14 protein-coding genes and 1 pseudogene are annotated in these 19,534 nt (G+C 69.5%); 6 read left to right on the top strand and 9 right to left on the bottom strand.

The window, feature by feature from the left end; genetic code table 11:
* Positions 1-53: 53 nt before the first annotated feature.
* From ACFY2B_RS04810 to ACFY2B_RS04785, 6 genes are all read right to left on the bottom strand, one after another.
* On the bottom strand, positions 54-806 hold the full coding sequence (locus ACFY2B_RS04810; RefSeq protein ID WP_390761702.1) for an SDR family NAD(P)-dependent oxidoreductase: 753 nt from the start codon (positions 804-806) through the stop codon (positions 54-56).
* A gap of 72 nt (positions 807-878) precedes the next feature.
* On the bottom strand, positions 879-1,880 hold the full coding sequence (locus ACFY2B_RS04805) for an aldo/keto reductase (protein ID WP_390761980.1): 1,002 nt from the start codon (positions 1,878-1,880) through the stop codon (positions 879-881).
* Positions 1,881-2,894: 1,014 nt separating this feature from the next.
* Entirely contained in the window at positions 2,895-3,509 is a 615-nt protein-coding gene (gene wrbA, locus ACFY2B_RS04800; RefSeq protein WP_390761701.1) for an NAD(P)H:quinone oxidoreductase, read from the bottom strand.
* A 713-nt stretch (positions 3,510-4,222) separates the two neighbouring features.
* Positions 4,223-4,624: a DUF6009 family protein gene (locus tag ACFY2B_RS04795; RefSeq protein ID WP_390761700.1), complete on the bottom strand. Its 402-nt coding sequence runs from the start codon at positions 4,622-4,624 to the stop codon at positions 4,223-4,225.
* Positions 4,621-6,144, bottom strand: a complete 1,524-nt coding sequence (locus ACFY2B_RS04790) for a phage/plasmid primase, P4 family (protein WP_390761699.1) — start codon at positions 6,142-6,144, stop codon at positions 4,621-4,623. Before ACFY2B_RS04790 ends, ACFY2B_RS04795 begins: the two co-directional genes overlap by 4 nt.
* Entirely contained in the window at positions 6,141-7,142 is a 1,002-nt protein-coding gene (locus tag ACFY2B_RS04785; protein WP_390761698.1) for a bifunctional DNA primase/polymerase, read from the bottom strand. The genes ACFY2B_RS04790 and ACFY2B_RS04785 overlap by 4 nt, the downstream gene beginning before the upstream one ends.
* 1,018 nt (positions 7,143-8,160) lie before the next feature.
* Between ACFY2B_RS04785 and ACFY2B_RS04780 the strand changes: the two genes are divergently transcribed.
* From ACFY2B_RS04780 to ACFY2B_RS04760, 5 genes are all read left to right on the top strand, one after another.
* Entirely contained in the window at positions 8,161-8,931 is a 771-nt protein-coding gene (locus ACFY2B_RS04780; RefSeq protein ID WP_390761697.1) for a TetR/AcrR family transcriptional regulator, read from the top strand.
* A 773-nt stretch (positions 8,932-9,704) separates the two neighbouring features.
* A complete protein-coding gene (locus tag ACFY2B_RS04775; protein WP_390761696.1) occupies positions 9,705-10,343 on the top strand; it encodes an HD domain-containing protein in 639 nt (212 codons plus the stop codon).
* An 81-nt stretch (positions 10,344-10,424) separates the two neighbouring features.
* The gene (locus ACFY2B_RS04770) at positions 10,425-11,909 is read left to right on the top strand and encodes a catalase (RefSeq protein WP_390761695.1); all 1,485 of its coding nucleotides are present in this window, start codon (positions 10,425-10,427) and stop codon (positions 11,907-11,909) included.
* 47 nt (positions 11,910-11,956) lie between these two features.
* Positions 11,957-13,372 carry an FAD-dependent oxidoreductase gene (locus ACFY2B_RS04765; RefSeq protein ID WP_390761694.1) on the top strand — a complete coding sequence of 472 codons (1,416 nt, stop codon included), beginning with the start codon at positions 11,957-11,959 and terminating at the stop codon, positions 13,370-13,372.
* A gap of 65 nt (positions 13,373-13,437) precedes the next feature.
* Positions 13,438-14,391, top strand: a complete 954-nt coding sequence (locus ACFY2B_RS04760) for an amidohydrolase family protein (protein WP_390761693.1) — start codon at positions 13,438-13,440, stop codon at positions 14,389-14,391.
* A 113-nt stretch (positions 14,392-14,504) separates the two neighbouring features.
* Here ACFY2B_RS04760 and ACFY2B_RS04755 read toward each other — a convergent pair whose 3' ends face one another.
* Positions 14,505-15,347 (bottom strand): helix-turn-helix transcriptional regulator, encoded by an 843-nt coding sequence (locus tag ACFY2B_RS04755; protein ID WP_390761979.1) that lies wholly within the window; start codon positions 15,345-15,347, stop codon positions 14,505-14,507.
* A 152-nt stretch (positions 15,348-15,499) separates the two neighbouring features.
* Between ACFY2B_RS04755 and ACFY2B_RS04750 the strand changes: the two genes are divergently transcribed.
* Positions 15,500-16,459 (top strand): NADP-dependent oxidoreductase, encoded by a 960-nt coding sequence (locus tag ACFY2B_RS04750; protein ID WP_390761692.1) that lies wholly within the window; start codon positions 15,500-15,502, stop codon positions 16,457-16,459.
* Positions 16,460-16,753: 294 nt separating this feature from the next.
* On the opposite strand, the pseudogene ACFY2B_RS04745 reads toward ACFY2B_RS04750, so the two are convergent.
* Together ACFY2B_RS04745 and ACFY2B_RS04740 are read right to left on the bottom strand one after the other, a co-directional pair.
* Positions 16,754-17,266: pseudogene (locus ACFY2B_RS04745) on the bottom strand (alpha/beta fold hydrolase); the annotation flags it as partial.
* Positions 17,267-17,428: 162 nt separating this feature from the next.
* The gene (locus ACFY2B_RS04740) at positions 17,429-19,390 is read right to left on the bottom strand and encodes a LamG-like jellyroll fold domain-containing protein (protein WP_390761691.1); all 1,962 of its coding nucleotides are present in this window, start codon (positions 19,388-19,390) and stop codon (positions 17,429-17,431) included.
* Between the last annotated feature and the right edge of the window lie 144 nt (positions 19,391-19,534).

The raw sequence follows: 19,534 nt of genomic DNA, 5'->3' as shown, positions 1-19,534 counted from the left end.
TTTCTCTGCGGGTTCGTGTCGATGAAGACGATCGAGTGGGATGCCAGCGGGTCTCAGACGAGGAATCCGCCGTCGACCGCGAGGTGGGCGCCGGTGACGTAGGAGGCTTCGTCGGAGAGCAGGAAGGCGACGGCCTTCGCCACCTCCGTGCCGGTGCCGAGCCGACGGGCCGGGATGCGTTCGGCGATCTTCGCGACCTCCTCGGGGTTGCCCTGCTGGCGGGGCACCGGGATGACGCCGGGCTGGAGTTCGTTGATCCGGACGCCGTGCCGGGCCCACTCGGCGGCGGCCGTGCGGGTCAGCCCGCGCAGGCCGTGCTTGCTCGCGCTGTAGGCGGCACGGGCGGCCAGCCCGCGGTCGGCGAAGACGCTGGAGACGTTGACGACGGCGCCGCCGCCGGCCGCCCGGATCGCCGGGATCTGGTACTTCATCCCGTAGAACACACCGGAGAGGTTGATCCCGACGGTCTTGTTCCACTCCTCCTCGGGGAGTTCGGGCACCTCGTGGAAGGCACCGGAGGTGCCCGCGTTGTTCACGGCCAGGTGCAGGGCACCGAAGTGGCGGACGGTCTCGGCGACGGCGTGCTCCACGGCGCGCGGGTCGCTGACGTCGGCGGGCAGCACGAGGGCCTTGCCGCCGGCCTCGGTGATCTCGTCGGCGAGCCGGCGCAGCGCCGCGTCCTGACGGCTCACCAGGGCGACACCCGCCCCACGCGCGGCGAGCAGCCGGGCGATGTCGGAACCGATGCCGCTGCCCGCGCCCGTCACGAAGGCGGTCCGGCCGGCGAACTGGTCGTCGTGGTTCATCAGACGTGTTCCTCTCTCTGGGTTGTCCGGAGGGGGCGGTGCCTCAGGCCCCTGAGTCGTCCGGAAGTGTGTTCAGGGCTCCGTACGGCCGCCCCTGACCCCCGCGGGGTCGAACAGGGTGCCGAGGTGTGCCACCTCGTCGGCGCCGAGCCGGACCGAGGCGGCGGCGACGTTCTCGCGGACGTAGGCCATGCGCTTGGCACCGGGGATCGGCACGATGGGGTGCGGCTGGGCCAGCAGCCAGGCGAGGGCGAGTTGGCCGGGTGTGTGGCCCGCGCTCGCGGCGAACTCCTCCAGCGCGTCGACGAGTCGCCGGTTGTGCTCGAAGTTGTCGGCCTGGAACTTGGGCAGCGTGGACCGGAAGTCGTCGAGGCCGAAGGCGGTACCCCGGCGGAAGGCGCCGGTGAGCATGCCGCGTCCCAGCGGACTGTAGGGCACCAGGGTGATGCCGAGTCGCCGGCACTCCGGGAGCACTTCGGCCTCGACGCCGCGCTCCCACAGCGAGTACTCGCTCTGGAGGGCGGCGACCGGGTGGACCGCGTGCGCCCGCCGCAGGATCTCCGGGCCGACCTCGCTCAGGCCGATCGCCCGGACCTTGCCCGTGGCGACGAGTTCGGCCATGGCGCCCACGGTGTCCTCGACGGGGACGGCCGGATCCAGCCGGTGGTAGTAGTACAGGTCGATCCGGTCCGTGCCGAGCCGCCGCAGGCTGGCCTCGCAGGCGGCCCTGACGTACTCGGGGCGGCCGTCGAAGTGGCTGCGGCCCCCGGGGGTGGCACGCGCGGAGAACTTGGTCGCCACGACCGCCCGGTCCCGGCGTCCCCGCAGGGCGCGTCCCAGCAGCTCCTCGTTGTGGCCGAAGCCGGCCACCGGCCGGCCCGGAGTGGCGCTGCTCGCCCCGTAGTAGTCCGAGGTGTCGAGCAGTTCCACGCCCAGCTCGATCGCGTCCCGGACGGTGGCGACCGAGGCGTCCGGGTCCGCCGTTCCGTAGAACTGCGACATCCCCATGAGCCCCAGCCCGACGGGCCGCACCGAGATACCGGAGCCGCCCAGCGGAGTCCGGGCCACGCGCATCGCGCCTGCGCCTTGGAGCGCGTCCGAAGTGTCGTCGTGCGTCGCCATCGCCTGCACCGCCTCTCTCTTCCCTCATGTGTCCCGCGGAACCCGATCAGTGGTTCGCATAAGAGGCCACTGGACCCTTGCGTTTCCACCATAAGGGTCCAGTGGCCTCTTGTCGAAACATCAAGGGGTGGGAGAGAGGAGCGTCACACCTGTGTCATCCCTCCGTGGCGGGACGACCGCGCGGTCTTGAGACACGTATCGAGCCGTGGGGTGTCAAGCGCATGTCGAGCCGCGGGGTGTCGAGGCGCACTCCGATACGGGAATCGCAGTGGATGCATGCTTTCTTGAGCGGTCGATCCAGAAGAGGGGTTGGAGTCATCGCCTGAGCTGATCGCCTGAGCTGATCGCCCGGATGATCAGGAAACGCCTGCGACGCCGGCCGCGACGCGGCCGGGGAAGTACCCGGCGAGGTGGCGGCCGACGTCGTCCTGTCGTTTCTGGCGGCGCGCGCCTGTAGCCCACACTCGGCCGCCGGGGTCGGCGGCCGAGTGTGGTGAGTCGCTGTGGGAAAGGCCCAGCTCAGTAGTCATGTACGGACCTGGACAGCGACTCAAGCGACCCAGCGGCGGACACGGTCCGACAGGCGGACGGGCGGACCGGCGGGCGGCCAGGGGGAGAGCCCTCCGTGTGTGCCGAGAGGGTGTCGCAGGGGTGACTGGCCCAACGGGGTGAATGGGGCGACTGGGGTGACTGGCCCGAGGGGGCTGGCCCGGTGAGGCGCCGGATCCGGTGAGGTGACCGGCGCACACCGGTGCGTTCCTCATGTCCGGAACGTGAGTCGCTTCAGTCGCTGATCTCCCCGGAAAGCCGTTTTGAGCTGCGGAAATATCGACGCACGATGGTCGGGGCCGCACGAGGTTCAGTAGCTGACCGGCTCGTCCGGTCCGGGGCGAGCCGTACGGCCGGGTGCCGGTGCGCCCGCCCGATGGAGGGGGCGGGCCGTAGGCGCCGGCCGCCGGTGGAGGGTCAGGCGAGGCCGGCCTTCAGGGCGGCGGCGAGCTTCACGACGCGCTCGGCCTGGTGGCGCGCGGCGTTGCGGGTCTGGTCGGCGACCGGGTTGTTGCCCTGGGCGTCCACGTGTGAGGTGCCGTAGGGGTTGCCGTCGACGAACTTCACCGGGTCGGTGTAGCCGGGCGACGCGATGAGCCCACCGAAGTGGTGGATGGAGTTGTAGAGGGCGAGCAGCGTGGACTCCTGGCCGCCGTGCGTCGTGGCGGTCGTGACGAAGCCGCTGTACACCTTGTCGGAGAGCTTGCCCTGGGCCCAGAGGCCGCCGAGCGTGTCGATGAACTGCTTCAGCTGGGAAGCGATGTTGCCGAAACGGGTGGGCGTCCCGAAGATCACCGCGTCGGCCCAGTCGACGTCGCCCGGGGTGGCCTCGGGTATACCCGCGCTGGCGGCCGCGTGAGCTGCCCATGCCTCGTTCGACGCGATGGCGGCCTCGGGCGCCAGTTCGGCCGCCTTGCGCAGCCGCACCTCGGCACCGGCCTTCTCGGCGGCAGTGGTGATCTCCTTGGCGATCTCGGCGGAGAAGCCGGTCGAGGAGTAGTAGATGACGGCGAGCTTCACAGGAGCGGTCACGGGGGATCTCCGGTTCTTCAGGGGGATGTTGGGCAAGCGACGGTGCCGGCCCCATGCGGTGGCTTCGCCGGTCCCGAGGCATGCCGGGGCATGTCGGGCGCGGACCCGCACCATTTAGATGAAGCATAAACCATCTAGTTGAATGCACAATCATGTCTGTGGGGGTATCGGTCTCGTGGGTCCGCTCTTGAGTGGTCAGGTCGGTCGCCTGGGGGCGGGGAGCTCGTGGGGTCGCGACCGGGTGCGGCCCGCCGGCTCACCCTCCTTCCCCTCGCCCCCTCTCCAGTGGTGCGCCTGGCGGGCGTGAGCGACCGACGGCCGGTTCAGTGACTCAGTCGCTGTGGTCCAAGAGGCGGAGTATTCCCAGTTCAGGGCGGTGCGCGAAGGGAATCAGCGACTGAAGCGACCGAATCTCCGCATTGCCTCCGGCATCGGGCGTGTGGGAGACCGGCGCACCTGAACTCTTCGAAAGAGGGTGTGGGGCTTGCGTACGCACACGAACGAACGAGCCTCGTGGTGAACCCGCGGATTGGACCGTCCTGTTCGGCAATGGGCAATGGGCAACGGGCGCCAGGGGGGGAGGAAGGGGTGGGTGCGATTCCCGGCAGCGCGGCAATCGTCGTGCCACGCTGTCCGGTTCGTCACGGTCCGGTCTATTGCTGACTGGTTCGTCTCCCGAGAACCGCTTCCCCCGGAGGGCCGCGAGAGGCCGCCTACAGCGGCAGCGTTATGCCGAGTTCCTGCATGGCGGAGGACGGCGGGCCACCCTCCGACCGTTCCGTCTTGTAGCCCTTCGTGCGGGCGGCGATGGTACGCGGATCGACCGCTTCCGCGGGGGCGCCCTTCGCGTAGAGGCCCGTCGGCTCGGTGTCACGGTCGTGCGGCAGCAGCCAGAAGACCCGTCGGCGGAACGTGCCGGAGGAACGCGACGGCCTGGCATCAGGACCGAGGAGGGCGTATCCCACCATCCGGCCGTCACGGTGGTACGCAGGCTTTCCGCGCCTGGTGGGAAGCCTGTCCAGACTCTGGCGTACGTAGTCGAGCGGTGTGATGTCCTCAAGCCACACGATGTCGATCTCGTGCGCGATCTCTTCCTCGACGATCAGGGAGCTCATGCCATCGCCTCCGTCTCCTCGTCGGCGAGCAGTCCGATGCCTGGGTAATACTTGCGCTGATTGGACAGGATCATCTCCTTGGGCGAGGCCAGCCCCGCCAGTTCACGGGCGCGGGAGGCGAAGGTGCGCGAAGACATGGCAGGTGCTCCTTCATTCTGACACCACGTCTTGTACGCCTTGTAGAGCCCCGTCTGCTCGGCCCGCAGATCCGGCCCCAACGCGCAGCACTCCTCGAAGAACCGGCCGGTGTGGTCCTCCGTCTCGGCGTAGGCCGTGGTGGCGATACGGACCCGCTCCGGGCCGGTCAGGTCCCGGTCCCCGGCCAGGTAGCGGCGGGCGCCGTCGATCAGCCAGCCGAGGATGCCGGGGCCCTCCTCCGTGACCAGGATGTCGGCCAGGTTGTCGATCTTGCGATCGTCGGAGACGACCCGTTCGAACGGGATCAGCCGCATGCGCCGCCAGAAGGCGAAGCCGCCCGTCCCGACCTCCGGCCGGTGGTTGCCGAGCAGCCACAGATGGTGGGTGGGCTGAAAGCTGAAGAAGTCCTGGCGCATCCGGCGGGCCTTGATGCGGTCGCCGCCCGTCAGCAGCTTGACCCTGGCCTCGTCGAACTTGTCACCGTGCTTGACCTCGGAGCACACGATCACGCGCCGCCCGTGCAGTTCGGCGAGATCGGTGGGGTGTCCCTCGTAGGGCCGGGACATCAGGAAGCCGGGCGGTGCGGCGTCGGCGTAGTCGCCGAGCAGCTTCATGAGGACGTCCAGCAGGACCGACTTGCCGTTCTTACCCGCGCCGAAGAGGAACGGCAGGACCTGCCCGCCCACGTCGCCGGTGATGGAGTAGCCGAGCAGCAGCTGGAGGAACGCGACCATCTCGGCGCCCTCGGCGTCGTCGCCGAAGGTGTCCGTCACGAAGCGGTCCCACCTCGGTGTGGCCACGTGCTGCGGACCCACGGTCGTGGACCGCGAGTGGAAGTCCTTGTTCGGGTCCGGCACCTTGATCAGCCCCGTGCGCAGGTCGACGATGCCGTCGGGGGTGCACAGGGCGTAGGGATCGGCGTCCAGGCGGTTCGCGTTCAGCACCATGCCCGGGGCCGACTTGGCCTGGGTGAGCATGGCGTTTATACCGGTCGTGGACAGCGCCCGGCGCCGGTGCTGCTGGAGGGCCTGCGAGGTGAACAGGCCCCTCGCGTCATGACCGGCGATGTTCTCCGCCAGATCGCCCGCCGCCCACAGAACCGTGTCGTCCTCGTCGATCTGCCATCTGGTGGTGTCCCACCGGTACCAGCCGATGCCCGGGACGTGCCGGTAGTCGTTCGCGTACAGCTTCACGAACAGCTTGGCGTTGCCGCGGTCGGTCAGGGTGTCGGGGAGCAGCCCCACCGCGGTCGCCTCGCCGACGGCGGCTCGCGTGGGGTCGGTCTGCGCCGGCAACGGCAGGGGTCCGCCCTGACTGCGGATCTGGGACGCGACGGCCTTGGGGTCGAACTCGAAGAGGGTTTCATGGCGGGGCGAAGTCACAGTCGCCCTCCCGTGGCGTACAGAGGACGTTTCAGCCCGGCGGCGAGTCCGCTGCGGATGATCTGTTCGGCACGGCGCTCCTGTCCCGGCCGGACGGCGAAGGCGGTGCTTTTCAGGGCTTCTTCGGCTTCCTGTCGAGTGAGCCGTCCCGCGGCGATGAGCCCGCCGGCGGTGTAGGCGGCCCGGTTGAGGGCGTCCGAGAAGCCCGCTCCCTCGGACGCCTCGCCGCACGCCTCGACCGGGGCCAGCAGCGCCGCCAGGAGATAACCCTCGCGGCTCTTGCCGCCCCCGGCGGCGAGCACCGCCTGCTGGGCCCGGGGTGGGACCGGGCGCGGAGCGGGAATGTTGGGTGCGGGCAGGTGGCCGGTGCGTTCCAGCTCCTGGGCCAGCCACAACGGCAGCGCGGCTGGCTCGCGGACCTCTCCTACGGGGGTGTACCTGCCGTCCTTCGTCGTGGTGCCGGGGGCGATGATGTAGCCGCCGTGCGCACGGACGTCCACCTGCCAGGCGAGCGCCCGCCCGGTGCTGGAACCGGCCGACGACTGCCAGCGGCGGTTGTCGGTGGCCCGGTACCAGACGTGCAGCCCGCCGGACGGCGTTCGCACACGCAGCGTCGAGGCGTCGTCCGCGGGGCTGGGCCGGCCGCGGAGGGCGGCCAGCACGGCCAGGGTGTGGAAGCCCGTGGCGAGACCCCTCAGGTCCACGTGTTCGGCGATGCGAATCCCCGGCAGGAGGCGGTCCCTCGAAGGGGGCTGCGTGGGATGGGCGTCGATGTCGATGACGACCAGGTTGGCGGCCCCGCAGGCGACGCCCACGCCGAAGTCGGGATGTGCTCCCCACCACCGTTCGATCCTGCTCTGGTCCAGGGTCGCGGCGTGGAAGCCGTGGCACCACTTCCCGGCGGGCAGGCAGGGGCAGTCGGCCGGGGGGTGCGGGGAGGTCCGGCACTCGGCACAGTTCGCGGCCGGGGTCTTCCTGCCGGGGGCGAGCGGATGCACCGGCCAGCCTCGGCGGGCGCACCAGCGGGCGGTCGCGATCGGAACAGCGACTGAACGCCCGGCGGCGGCAGGTTCGGGGCTGGGATGGGGAAGATGCAGCTCAGCGGGCACCTTGTGTCCCCCTCTCAGCGACCGAAGCGACCGAACGACGGACACAGACTAGCGAACACGGCTTGTGGGGCCACGGAGCCCATGCCAAAAAATCCACACCCGTGTCGATCGCCGTCCGGGGGACGGGCGGCAGCGACCGAAGCGGGGCGGCAGCGACTGAAGCCCTTTCAGTCACTGGCCCGCACACAAGAGGAAAACCCCAGGTCAAACAGTCTCCGGGAGTCGAAACAGCGACTGAAGCGACTGAAGGTCCTTATATATGACGCACACGCGCACACATGAATGCCTTCATATATCCGAAACTTGAGTCGCTTCAGTCGCTGATGCCCTCTTGCCGCACCTTTGACCTGCACATTTGTAGCCCTGTCGGCAGCGACTGAACCGAACCTCAGTCGCTGTTCTTCGGTCGCTGGGACGGGGAAGCGCAGCGACCGAAGCGACGGACACCCCGCCCCCGCAGGCCGCTCACCGGCGACGGCGCGAGCAAGCCCCCCGCTGAGTCGCTTCAGTCGCTTCGGTCGCTCAGTCGCTGATCCGCCGGGTCGCCGGGTCGCCGAGTCGTAGAGCCGTCAAGTCGTAGAGTCGTCGAGTGGTTGAGTCCGTCCGTCCAAGCGCTGCGCCCGGAAAACGTGTTCAGCCCAATGGGGCAGGGCTTGTTCCAGGTGCCCGTCACCGCTCTCACGTGATGGGCGTGAATGCGCGGCGACTGAGCGGATCCGGCCCCGGACCCGGGGGGTTCGGACGACGAGGTGGACCATCTGCTCGCGCAGGCCCATGACGGAGTGACGGAGACGTCGCGCGGCGCATTCTGTACCGCAACCGCGCACACCCGTCCCCCACAGAGGTTCTTTGGCGGTGGGAGAGCCGTCGTCGACATGCTCACCACCGCTCGATTACGATCGACGGCATGCCAGGGAAGACTTCGGGGAAGAACGCCGCCGCGCAGCGGAACGAGTCGGCCAAGGCCACGGACGCGCCGCGTCGCAGCACCGCCCGGCGGACCCTTGTCACCCGAGACCTGCTGGAGAAGGCCACGTGCCTGTTCGCGGAGCAGGGGTACGAGAACACCACGCTCCAGGACGTGGCGGAGGCCGTCGGAGTGTCCCGCACGGCGCTCTACCACTACGTGACCAGCAAGGAAGACCTGCTGGCCATGCTGGTCGAACAGATGAGCCTGGGGCTTGCCGGCGCCGTGGGCAAGCTCCGTGACCGCGGGGACCTCACCGCCGAGGGCAAACTCCGCGAGCTGACCGACACGCTGGTCCGGCAGCGCGCCGCGTCACCGCATCAGTTCCGGGTGCACGACCGGACCGAGCCGGCCCTGTCCGAGCCGCTGCGGACGCGGCACCGGCAGGCCCGCCGGGACGTCCTGGCCGCGCTCACGGCCGTACTTGAGGAAGGCATCGAGCGGGGCGAGTTCAAACCGCTCGACGCGCGCGTGGCGGCCTTCAGCGTCCTCGGCATGTGCAACTGGGTGGCCTGGTGGTACCACCCGGGTCCCGACTACGACATCGACGCGGTGGCACGGCAGATCAGCCAGTCCGCCGTCGACATGGTGGCCGCCGTCGACGGGCCCCGCGGGCCGGCCGGCTCGGCACGGTCCGCGCTGGCCATGGCACGTTCCAGTCTCGACGTACTGGAACGACTCCTGCCGGGCGACCAGCCGGCGGCATCCTGAGTCCTGGCGGGCCCGCGTCCGTCCACCGTGATCCGTGTCTCCCGTCAACGGGAGACGGCGGGCGGTGACTTCAGCCCCGTGGGGCACCGGAACTCTCCGGGACCGTTCAGCTCGGCTCCCGTTCGAACCACACCGGCTTGCCATGCCCACGCGGGGCTTGCCCGAGGGCGACCCAAAGGCTCCGACGGGCAACGCGTTCGTCAACAGTTCCGTCGTAGCAGTGCGGCTGCGATGCCTCAATTCCCGTCTCCAGATACCGAGTTGGGTACGTACGCGCGACCTACCGCGCCCGGCTCCTTCCGGCCGTGGTGGATCACTCGCAGTTGCACTACACGGTTCCTGACGGTGGGCTATGTGTTCGTGCAGACAGCCGGGGGCGGTGCCGGTGTTGTCCGCACGGAACCGCCCCCCGGTCGCGGGCCGGGCCGGTCGTGCGCCGGCCGCGGGGTGCAGAGGCGGTCGGCGATGTCCTGGTCCTCCGGACGTCCCGCGGGGGCGATCAGCATGCCGGAGATCGCTGCCCGCCCCCGGGGTAGTTCCCGGTGTCTCAAATTTTCGACGATCAAGTAAACCCGGTGGTCGTGGAGGTCGGGAGACAGGTCCCCCGGCTTCGTCGCCCGGTACGACAGGACAGGCGCTGACGATGGTGAAAGACTGGCGTCCATGGCCTGACGTGCGTGGACTCCGCGTACGTCGCCCACCTGAACCGGAACGTCCGATCGGCTCCATGGACGCCGGGACGTTCATGGGCTGCCTACAGGAGTGGATCAGCCATGAGCGAGAACATCGCGGGCGTGGACATACCCGATACCGGGCTGGCGGCGGAGGCGACGGAACTGGTCCGCGCGGCCGAGTCGCCGCTGCTGTTCGACCACTCGCGCAGGGTGTACCTGTTCGGGATGTTGCAAGGACAGCGGCGCGGTCTGAAACCCGACCCCGAACTGCTCTACGTCGGAGCGATGTTCCACGACCTGGGCCTGACCGAGCGGTACCGGACCACTGATCAGCGCTTCGAGATCGACGGTGCGAACGAGGCCCGCCGCTTCCTGCGCGAACACGAGGCGGGCCCCGACGAAGTCCGCCGGGTGTGGACCGCCATTGCCCTGCACACGACTCCCGGCGTCCCGGAGTTCATGGAGCCCGAGGTCGCCCTGGTCACCGCGGGGGTGGAGACCGACGTACTCGGGATCGGCCGGGACGACCTGGATCCGGCGGAAATCGAAGCCGTCACCGACGCGCACCCGCGCCCCGACTTCAAGCGCCGGATCCTGCAAGCCTTCACCGAGGGATTCAAGGACCGGCCCGACACGACCTTCGGCACCGTGAACGCGGATGTGCTGGCCCACTTCGTCCCCGGATTCAAGCGCGTCGACTTCGTCGAAGTCATCCAGAACAACTCCTGGCCGGAGTAGCGGCCGGAGGCCGGACAGCACGGCACGGTGCGCGGCTCCCCGGGAGACGCCAGGACACGCACCTGCCGCGGAGGCGACGAGATGACCGATCAACCACCCGTCACGACCACCGATGCCGGATGTCCGGTGGCCAGCGACGAGCATTCGCTCACCGTCGGGACCAGCGGTCCCAATCTGCTGCAGGACACCTACCTGATCGAGAAACTCGCCCATTTCGTCCGCGAGCGTGTTCCCGATCGGGTGTATCACGTCAAGGGCGGCGGCGCCTTCGGCCATTTCGAAGTGACCGCCGACGTCACCCAGTGGACCAAGGCCGCCTTCCTCAGCGAGGTCGGCAAGCGAACGCCGATGCTCGCCCGCTTCTCGTCGGTGGCCGGCGAAGAGGGCTATCCGGACTCGGACCGCGACGTACGCGGTTTCGCCCTCAAGTTCTACACCGAAGAAGGCAATTACGACCTCGTCGGCAACAACACACCGGTCTTCTTCGTGCGCGACCCCATGAAATTCCCCGACTTCATCCACTCGCAGGAACGGATGCCCGACAGCGGCCTGCGCAGCAACAACATGCAGTGGGACTTCTGGACGCTCTCGCCCGAGTCGGCGCACCAGGTGACCATCCTGATGAGCGACCGCGGCACGCCGCGCACCTGGCGCACCATGAACGGCTACGGCAGCGACACCTACATGTGGGAGAACACCGCGGGCGAGAAGTTCTGGGTCAAGTACCACTTCAAGACCGAGCAGGGCATCGAGAACATGACCGACGCCGAGGCCCGGGCCATGCGCGCGGAGGATCTCGACTGTCACCGACGCGACCTGCGGGACGCGATCAACCGCAGGGATTTCCCCGCCTGGCGCCTCGAAATGCAGATCATGCCCTATGAGGAAGCGGCCGACTACCACTTCAACCCGTTCGACATCACCAAGACCTGGCCGCACGACGACTACCCGCCGATCCCCGTCGGGCGCTTCGTCCTCGACCGCAACCCGGAGAATTTCTTCGCCCAGATCGTGCAGGCCGGGTTCGACGTGGCGAACTTCGTCCCCGGCATCGGGCCGAGCCCCGACCGGATGGTGCTGGGACGGATGTTCGCCTACGCCGATTCGAGCCGCTACCGCACCGGCCCGAACTACGCGCAGCTCCCGGTCAACCGGCCCGTCACCGAGGTGCACAACTACAACAAGGACGGCCCGATGTGCTACAGCCCCATCGGGGACCAGCCGGTCTACGCGCCCAACAGCTACAGCGGGCCCAGGGGCGAACCGCAGCGCTACCGCGACCCCGGCTGGTTCGTGCAGGCCGGCGACATCATGCGCGCGGCCTACGAGGCGCACAAGGACGACGACGACTTCGTCCAGCCCGGCACGCTCTACCGCGACGTGCTGACACCGGCCGATCAGGACCACCTGGTCGACAACATCGTCGGGCACCTCAGCCAGGAGGTGGAACCCTTCGTCCAGGAACGAGCGGTCGACGACTACTGGACGAAGGTCGACCCCGACCTCGGTGCGCGCGTCGCCCGAGGTCTCGGCCTGGGGACGTCGGCGCGGCCCGGCCGTGGGTAGGGCCCTTCTGAGGGATCTCGGGAACATCGGCGACGTCGGGAGGCCGCATGTCCACGACCGCACACACCGAGGACTACGACGTCCTCGTCATCGGCAGCGGCGAAGCAGGAAAGTACCTCGCCTGGACACTGGCGGCCGAGGGCCACCGTACCGCTGTCGTCGAGCGGAAGCTGATCGGCGGGTCGTGCCCGAACATCGCGTGCCTGCCCAGCAAGAACATCATTCAGTCGGCGAAGGTGCGCTCCTACGCCGGACGCGCCGCCGAATTCGGGGTCGAGCTGGAGTCCGCGGCGACCAGCATGAAGGGCGTGCAGGCCAGGAAGCGGGCCATGGTCGAGGGCCTGCGCAGGATGCATCTGGACCGCTACCGGGCCAGCGGCGCCGAGCTGATCATGGGCGAGGCGCGGTTCACCGGTGCGCGGTCGGTCGATGTCGAGGTGACCGACGTCGGCCGGCGCCGGCTCCGCGGCGAGCGGGTGTTCCTGGACCTGGGCACCCACGCGACGGTGCCCGACGTGCCCGGTCTCGCCGCCGCCCGGCCGATGACCCACGTGGAACTGCTGGACCTGGACCGTCTGCCGGAGCACCTGATCGTCATCGGCGGCGGCTACGTCGGGCTGGAACTGGCGCAGGCCATGCGGCGCTTCGGGGCGCGGGTGACCCTCGTCGAGCACGGGCCGCAGCTGGCAGGCCGCGAAGACGCCGACGTCGCCGCGGCCATCCTCGACCTCTTCCACGACGAGGGGATCACCGTCCACCTCCACACACGTATCCACGGGGTCGAGGGGGAGTCCGGCTCCGCCGTGCGCGTCGCCGCCGACGGGCCGGACGGCCCCTGTGTGATCGACGGCACCGACCTGCTGGTGGGCGTCGGCCGCACCCCGAACACCGGCGACCTGGGACTGGAGCGGGCCGGCGTGAAGCTCACCGACACGGGCTATGTCGCGGTCGACGAGCGCCTGGCCACCACGGCGGCGGGGGTGTGGGCCATGGGCGAGTGCGCGGGCAGCCCCCACTTCACCCACGTCGCCTTCGACGACTTCCGGGTGGTGTACGACAACCTGCACGGCGGCGGCAGCACCACGACCGGCCGCCTGGTGCCGTCCTGCCTGTTCACCGATCCCGAGCTGGCGCGGGTCGGCCTCGGCGAGACCGATGCCGCGCGCCTCGGCATCGGATACCGGCTGCTCACCCTCCCCATGGCGGCCGTCCTGCGGACCAGGACGCTGTCCGAGCCACGCGGATTCATGAAGATGCTGATCGCCGCGGACAGCGACGAGATCCTGGGATTCACCGCGTTCGGGACCGAAGCCGGCGAACTCATGGCCGCCGTCCAGACGGCGATGACCGGGCACGTCCCGTACACGGCGCTGCGCGCCGCGATCTTCGCCCACCCCACGATGGCCGAAGGACTCACCTTCCTGCTGAGACAACGCCCCGAAGCACCGCACGGGCGTGCCTGACCACCGTCCGGGCGGCGCGGAAGCAGACTTGACCCTCTCGTCGGCCGGGTTCCAGGAGGCTCGTGATGGCTGCGTCCACCGCTCGTATCGACGTCCACCAGCACATCGTTCCGCCCCGGTGGCGCGACGCGCTGGACGACCGCGGCCTGGACTCGGGAGGCTGGCCGGTCCCGGCGTGGTCGACGGCGGACGCGATCGCGATGATGGACCGGCAGAACATCGCCACCGGGGTGCTGTCCGTCACCTCGCCCGGCGTCCACCTCGGCGACGACGCCGAGGCCCGCGCACTGGCCCGCGCCGTCAACGAGTACGGCGCCGAGCAGGTCAAGGACCACCCGTCCCGCATCGGCTGCTTCGCGAGCGTCCCCCTCCCGGACGTCGACGGCGCCCTTGAGGAGGCGACGTACGCGCTCGACGTGCTGGGCGCGGACGGTGTGGTCCTGATGTCCAACACGCACGGACGCTACCTCGGCGATCCTGACTTCGAGCCGCTGTGGGCCGAACTCGACCGGCGCTCCGCCGTCGTCTTCGTCCACCCGGCGCAGCCCCCGATGCCGCTGCTCGCCGGCACCCCGGCGCCCTTGGTGGACTACGTCTTCGACACCACCCGCAGTGCGGTGAACATGGCGCTCGCCGGGGTGCTGAGCCGGCACCGCGACGTCAAGGTCGTCCTCTCCCACGGCGGCGGCTTCCTCCCCTACGCGGCGTACCGGTTCTCCGTGCTGACCTCCATGGCCGTCGAGCCGGGGCGCGACGGCGACGAACTCCTGCGCGACCTCAAGAGGTTCTTCTTCGACACCGCACTGGCCTCCGGCCCCAGCGCGCTGCCCTCCCTGCTGGCCTTCGCCGAACCCGGCCACATCCTCTACGGCAGCGACTGGCCCTTCGCTCCCGAGGAGGCCGGAAGCCGGTTCAACCACTATCTCGACACCGCGCCCGGCATCGATCCCGGCCAGGCGCACGCGATCGGCCGCGGCAGCGCCGAAGCACTCTTCCCACGCCTTGCCGGACTCGGGTGACCTGCCCGGGCCACGGCAGGGCCTCGCGTACGGGCCCGCAGAGCGCCCTTTCCGGCTGATCACCGCGCACGAGCTGCGTTGCCGGTCCAGGCAGGATCGGATTCCGTGGTGGGTCAAGGGGTGCCCAGCAGGCCCGCGAGCAGGTGGAGTCGTTCGGCGTCGGGGCTGCCGTCGGGGGTGGTGCAGACCATGACAGCGGGGCCAGGGTTGCCCGGTATCGGGTAGGCGTCCCAGTCCAGGTTCAGCTCGCCGACCTGGGGGTGGCTGAGGCGCATGTGGCCGCGGGTCGGTTCCTGCACGTCGTGGAGGGCCCACAGGGCCGCGAACTCGTCGCTGCGGACCGCGAGTTCACCCACCAGTTCCACGGCGCGCGGGTGGCGGGGATCGGCGGCGACCTGTGTCCGCAGCATCCCGATCAGCTCCGCGACGGTGGCCGCCCGGTTCGGACAGGTCCGGTCGGCCTCGGGGCGCAGGAACAGCGCCAGCAGGTTCCGCTCCCGCTGCGGCCGGCGGGTGAACTCGCCCAGCAGGGCACCGCCGAGCGGGTTCCAGGCCAGCACGTCCAGGAAACGGCCGATGACCAGAGCGGGCGCGGTCATGGTGTGCAGCAGCCGTATCGTCGTGTCGGGTACGTCCTCCGGCTCGTACGAGCGCGGCAGACGGGCCGGGACGCGGGCGGCGGCGGCGAGACTGTGGAGGTGGCGGGTTTCCTCGGCGGAGAAGTTCAGGGCGCGCGCGAGGGCGTCCAGAACCTGTTCGGAGGGCCGTACGTCGCGGCCCTGTTCCATGCGCTGGTAGTAGTCCGAGCTCACCCCGGCCAGCAGGGCCAGTTCCTCACGCCGCAGCCCGGCGACGCGCCTCCTCGGGCCGGGTTCCAGTCCGACGGCCTCTGGCCGCAGCCGAGTTCGGCGTGTGCGCAGGAACTCGGCGAGTTCGCGTCGGGGATCGTCACTCATGACTTGGGAGGGGTCGGTCACCGCGCCAGTATGCCGCTGGTGCGGCCCGCGAGGGTGGGTCTGCCAGACCCAGGAAAACGAGAACGACCGCGATGTCGCGTCTGGGGTCCAGCATCGGACGCACCACAGCCGATCACGGAGGGAACAGCGACATGAAGGCCGCTCAGATCACGAGTTTCGGTACGGCGGACGTACTGCGGATCAATGACGTGGATCGTCCCTCTCCTGGCGCGGGGGAGGTCCTCGTGGCGGTCGAGGCGTCCAGCGTGAACGGGCACGATGTGATCGTCCGGGCGGGGGAGCTGAAGATGGTGTCGGGGCGTCGGTTCCCGATCGGTGCGGGGCTGGACTTCGCGGGGACGGTCGCCGCGACCGGCGGCGGTGTCGAGAGTTACCGGGTGGGGGACCGGGTGTGGGGCATGGTGCATCCGCGGCGGCGGCACACGACCGCGGGTGCGGCCGAGTACGTCGTGGTCTCCACGGACCGGGTCGCGCACGCCCCGGCGGACCTCTCGTCGGTCGAGGCGGTTTCGCTGGTCGTCACGGGCGCCACGGCGCTGATCGCGCTGCGCGACAGCGTGCACCTCGTGGGCGGGGAACGGGTCCTCGTGCGGGGCGCGGCCGGCGGAGTCGGCACGGCCGCCGTACAGTTGGCGCACGCCATGGGCGGCCATGTGACCGCGCTGGCCCGCGACCGCCACGCCGAGTTCCTGACCGACCTCGGCGCCGACGAGGTCCTGGACTACCGCTCCACCACCTCGGACCTGATCGGGCCGTACGACGTCATCGTCGACACCGTCGGCACGGAACTGCACTGCTACCGGAGCCGGTTGGCCAAGGGCGGCCGGATGGTCACCGTCGCACTGTCTCCGTCGGCCCTGGCCGCGATCGCCGCGTCGAGCGTGCACGGCTCGCGCCGTATCCGCGCCTTCAGCGCCAACCCGGGCAGCGCCGTGCTGCGTGATGTGGCCGACCATGTCACGTCGGGTGCGCTGCGCCCGGTGATCGACAGCGTGTACCCGCTCGCGGACATCGCCGCGGCGCACCAGGCGTTCGAGCGCGGCGGCGTCGTGGGCAAGCACGTGGTGACGGTGCCGCGTGGCTCCGTTTGACGGAGCCCGGTCAGCGGGGGCCGGCGGGAAGGCGTCGCGAATCCGGGTTTTGTTTCCGCTTGGGTGTTGGGCCGGCGGATGTAGCCGGCGAATGGCTGCGTTCTGTTCGCCGGGGTCGTCGAGCGGTGCGGCGTCGAGTGCATTCGCCCGCCGGTCGTCGGCTGCGGTGAGCGGGTGCAGGGTTGTCGTCGACGTCGGGGTACACCCTGGTGCGGTGCGGTGCGGTGCGGGAACGGGCGCATCGCGCAGCAAGGACTCCACTGCGGCGGAGCCGCGTTCTTCCACGAGTTCCGCCAACGACGCATAGAGCTTGTTCTGGGGCGCCCGAGTGTCCCACGCTGCCGGCGCAGCGGTCAGCACGAGCTTCTCGAAGCGGTCGGGAGCGAGAACTGCGGCATGAAGCAGCGTCGCTGTGCCCAGCGACATGCCGATCCCGGCGACCGGCGCCTCCGGCGAGAGCACGTCGATGAGGCCCAGCAGGTCACGGGCGAGGTTCTCGAAGGAGAAGTCCGCCGGATTCGGCCACCCTCCAGAACGTCCATGGCCGCGGGCGTCATAACGGATCAGGCGGTGCCCTCCTGCAGCGACCGGCTCCCAGTTGTAGGGGCCGACGGTCTCTGGGGTCAGGCTGCTGCTGCAGAGGGGATGGGCCCAGATGGCGATCGGGCCGCTGCCGGTTTCCGTCCAGGCCAGGACAGTGTCGCGGATCGCAGTCTCGTTCCAGCGACGCTCGGTCTGAATCGCACTGCAAACGCGATCAATCAGGACGTTCGAGAGGGGCAACGGCAATCGGCCCCTCAGGTTCACCGGAGTGCCTGCGTTCTCGTCGGCCGGGTTGGATGAGGTTGAGCACGTGGGCCGAGGCGCCCTCGCCGACGGTGCCTCCCGTCTCCGGCGGGCGGGCCGGAGACGGGAGGACCAGGGGGCCAGGAGGAGCAGGGGCGCTGGGCGGGCCAGGGACGGTCCGCCCTACTGGGCCGTCAGGAACTCGTCCAGGGACAGGGCACGGTTCACGATGCGGGTGTCACCGACGTTGCCGTGGAAGACGATGTCGATGGCGCCCCCGCTCTCGTGGCCGCCCAGCAGCCAGGGCAGTCCGAGCGAGGTGAGGCCGATCGACACCCGCTTCGGGTTGTCGACGACCGGAGCACCCTCGACGTACAGCCTCGTGTACCGGCCGTCGTTGACCACCGCCACGTGCCACCACTTGAGCTCCACCAGGCCGTGACCCCAGTTGGTCGTCGGGTAGGTGTTGTTCAGCGGGTAGTGGTTGAACTGCGGCTCGCGGCCGTTGTTCGAGATGGCGAACTGGACCAGGGCGTCGTTCGGGTCGGTGTTCTTGCCGTGCTTGCCGGCGGCCCCCGCGGAGCCGCGACGGCTGAGTATCGACGCCCAGCCGTTGTTGCCCGAGTCCCAGTCCAGCGGCATCATCACGAACGTCTCGAAGGTGTACCCGGACCTGAACGTCTCGGTGTTCAGCGGCGCCTTCGGCCCCGTGGTCAGGTACGTGCCGTGCAGCGGGTTCCGGCCACCGGCGAACTTCAGGCTGGCGTGCCCGGGCTGGTCGGGGTGGTGGTCGGCGGACCAGGTCAGCGCGTCGGCGGCCGTGCCCGGCACGGTCACCGCGGTCAGGTCGTTGCCCTTGCCGGTCAGGTCGCGGACCGTCTGGCCCGCGCCGAGCGGGGTACCGGGCGCGCCCTGCCCGTCGAAGCGCCAGTACGCCAGCGTGCCCTTGACCAGCTCCTTCTCGGCCGGGCGGGCGGGCCGGACCGGAACCGGGATGAAGCTGGAGAACCGCTTCTCGAAGTCGATCGGGATCGAGAAGTCGTCGACCGGGCCGGTGATCCGGGCGTGCTCGGCGGCCAGTTCGTTGCGGGACTCCGGGTCCTGGGCCAGGATCCACGGGTTGATCGTCTCGACGTCGATCGTGTTGCGGGCCAGGTCGAAGTGGTACAGCCGGATCATGCCGCCGCCGCCGAAGTAGCGGTTCTGGTAGTTCGTGATGTGCATGTGCACGTCGTTGCCGGCGGTGTTCTTCTTGGTAGTGCGCCCGGACGGCCAGTAGTGGCCGTTCAGGGTGAGGAAAATCTGGTCGTTGTCCTTGATCAGTTTGTCCCAGATCGTCTCGCCGTACCCGGAGAGGGCGGCGTTGTTCTCCGGGTCGCCCGACTCGTACGGGAAAACGTTGTCATCGTAGTCCGAGTAGACGATGTCGTGGGCCGTGAGGATCACCGGCATCTTCGGGTGGGCCTTGATGACGTCGTTGGCCCACGCGAAGCCCTGGTCGGTGGTCCGCCAGTCCAGGGCCAGCACCAGCCACGAGCGGCCGGCGGCCTGGAAGATGTGCGCGGTGTTGTAACCGGTCGCGTCCGACCCGGCGAACGTCTTCGAGTGCTTGAACCGCTTGGGGCCCAGGGTCTGCAGGTACGACGTGTCGCCGCGGCTGTCGTCACCGGACACGTCGTGGTTGCCGGCCACCACGCTGTACGCGGCACCGTGCGCGTCCAGCAGCGCGAACGCCTTGTCGACCTGCTGGAACGACGACGCGTCGGCGTCCTGCGTCAGGTCGCCGAGGTGCGTCATGAAGACGATGTTGTCGCCCTTGTCGCCGCCGTTCCCGCTGTTGTTGATGATGTAGCGGAACGACTCCTCCTGCGGCGTCCGGTTGACGCTGTCCTGGCTGCCCCAGTACAGGAACTGGGTGTCCGGCATGACCGCGAGGGTGAACTGGAGGGCGGTCGCATCCGGTCTCCAGGTGCCGATCCGGCCGCTCTTCGCGGTGTCCGCGGCGAACGCGGGAGTCGCACCGAGCGTGGACGCGCCGACGCCCGCGGCTGCCGCTCCCGCACCGGCCAGCGCCGCGTTGCGCAGGAAACCTCGGCGGTTCTGCCCGGCCGCATCGTGTGACGAATGGTCACCATGTGTGCACATAGGGGTCCTTCCGGGGTGGATACTGCAAACGAAATGAAGCTAATCGGAAGTGGACCAAGCCGGGCAGACGTGAGATGACGAGCGGAGATCAAGTGTCTGTCCATGTCTGAAGCGCAAGCCGAACTGTGACCGGGAGCTGATCTC

This window comes from Streptomyces sp. NPDC001270, assembly GCF_042896695.1.
GTDB lineage: Bacteria > Actinomycetota > Actinomycetes > Streptomycetales > Streptomycetaceae > Streptomyces.
This window is presented reverse-complemented; position numbering and strand designations above follow the sequence as displayed.